This window comes from Streptomyces sp. SID486, assembly GCF_009865385.1.
In the GTDB taxonomy this organism is placed as follows: Bacteria; Actinomycetota; Actinomycetes; order Streptomycetales; family Streptomycetaceae; genus Streptomyces.
This window is the reverse complement of record NZ_WWJT01000533.1, coordinates 1-4,772: the sequence shown is the minus strand read 5'-3', so window position 1 is coordinate 4,772 and position 4,772 is coordinate 1. Positions and strand designations below refer to the sequence as shown.

Below are 4,772 nucleotides of genomic sequence, written 5' to 3'. Positions count from 1 at the left end.
CCCTCGCGCCACGCGCGCCCGCGGACGCCGCGGAGCCGGGGCGTCCCGCGCCCGCCGGACGTCCCGCGCCGGCGGAACCGCCTTCCCCGGCATCCGGGAAGCTGTCCTCCCCCTGCGGGGAGAGCGCCCGCAGCAGCAGCGGTCCGCCACCGCCGTGCGCGGACCGGGGTGACGCCGGCGGCCGGGTGACACCGCGGACGACGCCGGCCGGCGCCGACGGCAGCACGCCGTGTGCCAGACCCGTGTCGAACGAGGGATCACGCCAGGCCGCCAGGCCGGCCCGGAAGACGAGGCCGTCACTGACGGCCAGCGGGGCCCGTGAAAGGGTGAGCGCCGGGCCGGCGACGGAGCGCCAGCCACCGTCCCAGCCGGCCGGCACGGCGGATCCCCGAGCGGTGGCGGACGGCGTGCCCCCGCCGACGGACGACGTACCCCCGCCGACGGACGACGTACCCCCGCCGACGGACGACGTGCCCCCGTCGGCGGACGGCGTCGCCTCGACGGTGCCGGAGGCGGCAGGTCCGCCGGCCGGGGCGGCCGCTTCGACGGCACGTCGCGTAGGACGCCACCTGTCCCGCCATGCCATGTGCTCAACCGCCTTCGTTCACGCGGGTGTTGATACGGGCGATCTCGGTGACCCACTGCTGGCGTTCGCCGTGGGTCAGATCGAGGATCTCCTCGCGGGGCCAGTGGAAGTGGTAGGCGATGTACGCGATCTCCTCCCGCAACCGGGGAAGGGCGTACGTCACGATTCCCCCAGGCGCCCACCCGAGAGGTCGACCTCGAAGCCGCCCTCGCAGTGCGGGCACGTGACGGCGGCCCGGGTGTGCCCCTCGCTGTTGACGCGTCGGTAGAAGTCCTGGAGGAAGGCCACGTCGGTGGCGTACATCCGCTCCACGACCCCGGCGTGCACGTCGGTGATCGTGCCGATCCGGGTGATCACCTGGCTGAGCAGCACCACGCTCAGGTACGCCGGGTTCTCCTTGACCCGCAGGTCGATCTGCGGCCGCAGCTCGTCGCGGGCGGTGGCCAGGCGCATCGCGCCGTGCCGGTGCAGCGTGCCCGCCTCGTCCACGTAGCCGCGGGGCAGCTCGAACTCGAACTCGGTGCGCAGCCCGTGGTCGTGTCCGGCGGGGGAGGGAGGTGCGGGGGCGGCGGCGGGGGGACGAGGGGCCGCCGCGCCCGTGTCCGCCGCGGGCGCCGTCGCCTGGAGGATCTCCTCCAGGCTGCCCGCGGTCACCGTACGGCGCCTCATTCGACGATGATCTCCTCGAACACGATGGTCACGGTCTCGGTCGCGGCGGACGACTCGCCCGCCTTGAGCGAGGGCCCCTCCCACTTGGACGCCCAGCCCTGCATCAGCTGGATACGGCGCACGGTCGCGCCGGTCGAGTCCTTGATCTCGATGGTGAGGTTCTGCCGCGCGGTGTCGACGGCGCCGTTGTTGAGAGTCTCCTTGATCCACTTCGTGAACTCGCTGCTCTGGTCGAGTCCACGGGTGATGGTGATCTCACCGGCCTGTCGGGCACCCGGCTGCTTGCGGATGATCTGCTTGCCCTCGGAGCTGACCTGCCGGACCTCGACGACCTCCTCCTCGACGGTCAGCCCGCTGAACTCCTGGATCGATTCGACCAGGTACCCGCCGAGCTGTACGCCGAAGATATGGGTGGAAAGAGCATCGCCCTCTGCCATGTCTGTCTGTCACCTTTCCTTTGGACCACTCGTCCGGATCACTCGTCGACGAGGCTGGTGCTGTCGGAGAACTGGGCCAGCCGGAACACCACGAACTCGGCGGGCTTGACGGGCGACACGCCGATCTCGCAGACCACGCGGCCCTGATCGATCGACTCCTGCGGGTTGTTGTCGCGGTCGCACTTCACGTAGAAGGCCTCCGCGGCCGTCCGCCCGAACAGCGCGCCCCGGCGCCACTCCTCGGTGAGGAACGCGCTGATGTTGCGGCGGATGCTCGACCACAGGCGGTCGTCGTTCGGTTCGAACACGACCCACTGGGTGCCCAGGAGGATGGACTCCTCCAGGTAGTTGAACAGGCGGCGCACGTTCAGGTAGCGCCACGCCGGGTCCGAGGACAGGGTGCGGGCACCCCACACGCGGACACCGCGGCCGGGGAAGGCCCGGATGCAGTTCACGCCGATCGGGTTGAGCAGGTCCTGCTCGCCCTTGCTCAGCCGCAGCTCCAGGTCCACCGCACCGCGGACGACCTCGTTCGCGGGTGCCTTGTGCACACCGCGCTCGGCATCGCTGCGCGCCCACAGACCGGCGACGTGGCCGCTCGGCGGGACCGTGGTGTTGCGGCCGGCGGCCGGGTCGAAGACGCGCACCCACGGGTAGTAGAGGGTCGCGTACCGGGAGTCGTAGCCCGCCTCGTCGTTGCGCCAGGTGCGCACCGCCTGCGCGGACAGGCCGGGCGGGGTGTCGAGGACCGCGACCCGGTCGCCCATCTGCTCGCAGTGCGAGATGACGGCGAGCTGGACGGTGCGCACGCCCTCGGCGTCGATGTCGCCGCGCTGGTAGGCGCTCATCAGGTCGGGTACGGCGACCATCGTGATCTCGTCGATGGTCTCCAGGCCGGCGAACCCGGTGCGGGCGCCGGCGTCACCGACGTACTCGGCCGGATCGATGCGGGCCACCTCGCCGGACGCGGCGGGGGCGGGCGCGGCCGGGGCGTCGGGCACCGCCAGCGTCTGCGCGGCCGGCTTCGTCTGGCTCGCGCCGCGCTGCTCGGTGACCTCGATCAGCTTCGAGGCGCGGACCTGGTTGAGCAGGTAGCCCTTGACGTTCCTGCGGGTGGAGGCGTCGTACGTCTCGGCCACCTGGTCGCCCTGGCGGACCAGGACCCTGAAGCGGTCCTCGGACGGGTTCTCCCCGTCGGCCTCGGCGATCTCCACGGACACGCCGGTCACACCGGGCCTGGCCGCGATGAGGAAGCCGCCCACTTCCACCGTGGGCGCCACCTGCGTCTGCCGTGCGGCGTCGCCCTGCGCGGCGGCCGGGGCGGACGCGTCCTCGGCGGAGCCGCCGATCCGGACGACGTACGCGGCGCCGCCGCCGTTGGCGAAGTAGCCGTACACAGCGTGCGGCAGGTAGGTGCCCTGGGTGAAGCCGCCGAACTGCTGGGTGTACTGGTCCCAGCTGGTGACCAGCGTCGGCTCGTGGAACGGGCCGTTCTCGGCGAAGCCGACGAACGCGGCGACGGCGGTGCCCACACCCTCGATCGGGCGAGCACCGGACTGCACCTCCTCCACGTATACGCCTGGGGTGAGGTACGTCGGCATGCTCGCTCCTTCACGATCCTGTGGTCCTGGTCCTCCTCACCCTTCCTCCCGCCCGCCGCCGTTCGCAGGGGACTTCGGGCCCTGGCCGGGGGCAGGCGGCCTGCCCGCCGGGGCGGTCACCGCGCACCGCGCGTGCAGGCTCACGGGCCGCTGACCTGCGCGAGGTAGGGCCCGAACTCCGCCTCCAGGACCAGCCGGCCGAGTTTGCGGTACTCCTGGGCCACCGCCGTCACCACGTCGCGCATCGCCAGCGGCGCACCGGACTCCGCCGACAGGTAGGCGGCGGTCACCGCGCAGGAGCGGATCGAACCGCCCGCGAGCTCGAACCGGTCCGCGCAGAACGCGAGGTCCAGGTCGCCGGCGCGGGGCAGACGGTCGCCCAGGCAGCGTTCCCAGAGGGCGAGGCGCTGTGCCGCGTCGGGCACCGGGAAGTCCGCGACGACGTCCAGGCGACGGGTGAACGCCTCGTCGAGGTTGGCCCGCAGATTGGTAGTCAGCACGGCGATCCCGTCGAAGGACTCCATCCGCTGGAGCAGGTACGCCGACTCGATGTTGGCGTGCCGGTCACGCGCGTCCTTCACCTCCGAGCGCTTGCCGAAGATCGCGTCGGCCTCGTCGAACAGCAGGACCGCGTTGACCGCGGACGCCTCGGTGAAGATGCGCTCCAGGTTCTTCTCGGTCTCGCCGATGTACTTGTCGACGACGGTGGACAGGTCCACCACGTACAGGTCCATGCCGAGATCGGCTGCCACGACCTCCGCGGACATGGTCTTGCCGGTGCCCGACTCACCCCCGAACAGGGCGATGACGCCACGCCCGCGGCCCCCGCCGGGCCGCATGCCCCACCGTCCGAGGACCTGGTCGCGGTGGCGGGCGCGCACCGCGAGTTCCCGCAGGCCGCGCAGCGTCTTCGGGGGCAGCACGAGGTCGTCCCAGCCGACCCCGGGCTCCACCCGGCGGGCCAGCCGGGCCAGACCCGCTCCGTTCTGGGCCCGCACCGCGGCCCGCAGATCGTCCGTGCCGACCGGCCGCCCCGCCAGCGCCGCCGTGCGCATGGCCGCCTCGGCGGCGCGCCGCAGCTGCCCGGAGTCCAGCCGGTGCGCCGCCACGGACCGGGCGAGGGCGTCGAAGTCCACCGGCGCGGTGTCCTCGCCGTTCGCGTCGGCGGCCGTCTCCAGCGCGTACCGCCACCGTGCCACCTGCTGCTCGGGAGCGGCGGTCGTCACGGTCAGGGTCACCGGAGTGCGGGCGGCCCAGGCCGGGTCCCAGCCCTGCGAGCCGTAGGTGAACAGGGGGACACCGGAGAGCGCCGCACACACCGTGCGCAGCGCGTGGGCCCGCTCGGACGGCTTGTCCGGCAGCGCCTCCAGCGGGCCGAGGACCACCCCGGCGTCCGTCAGACGAGCCTCGCGGGCGGCTGCCCCGGCCAGCGCGGCCAGTTCGCGGTCGCGCCGGGCGAGCGCCGCCGCGTCCAGGACG

The 4,772-nt window shown here is 72.9% G+C and carries 5 protein-coding genes and 1 pseudogene; all 6 read right to left on the bottom strand.

What is annotated here, in order from left to right; translation table 11 throughout:
- A pseudogene (locus tag GT045_RS39975) lies at positions 1-379 on the bottom strand (hypothetical protein); the annotation flags it as partial.
- Positions 380-590: 211 nt separating this feature from the next.
- Positions 591-749 (bottom strand): DUF6760 family protein, encoded by a 159-nt coding sequence (locus GT045_RS39070; RefSeq protein ID WP_237538843.1) that lies wholly within the window; start codon positions 747-749, stop codon positions 591-593.
- Positions 746-1,255, bottom strand: a complete 510-nt coding sequence (locus GT045_RS24490; protein WP_161335460.1) for a zinc-ribbon domain-containing protein — start codon at positions 1,253-1,255, stop codon at positions 746-748. Before GT045_RS24490 ends, GT045_RS39070 begins: the two co-directional genes overlap by 4 nt.
- Positions 1,252-1,692: a phage tail protein gene (locus GT045_RS24485; protein WP_161335459.1), complete on the bottom strand. Its 441-nt coding sequence runs from the start codon at positions 1,690-1,692 to the stop codon at positions 1,252-1,254. Before GT045_RS24485 ends, GT045_RS24490 begins: the two co-directional genes overlap by 4 nt.
- 38 nt (positions 1,693-1,730) lie before the next feature.
- Positions 1,731-3,293 (bottom strand): phage tail sheath family protein, encoded by a 1,563-nt coding sequence (locus GT045_RS24480; RefSeq protein ID WP_161335458.1) that lies wholly within the window; start codon positions 3,291-3,293, stop codon positions 1,731-1,733.
- Positions 3,294-3,433: 140 nt separating this feature from the next.
- Positions 3,434-4,772 (bottom strand): ATP-binding protein (locus GT045_RS24475; protein WP_161335457.1); only part of this gene is annotated, 1,339 nt, incomplete at its 5' end.

Coding starts and splice junctions, on each gene's coding strand:
- GT045_RS24490 (WP_161335460.1), bottom strand. CDS start 1,255: ATGAGGCGCCGTACGGTGACCGCGGGCAGCCTGGAGGAGATCCTCCAG.
- GT045_RS24485 (WP_161335459.1), bottom strand. CDS start 1,692: ATGGCAGAGGGCGATGCTCTTTCCACCCATATCTTCGGCGTACAGCTC.
- GT045_RS24480 (WP_161335458.1), bottom strand. CDS start 3,293: ATGCCGACGTACCTCACCCCAGGCGTATACGTGGAGGAGGTGCAGTCC.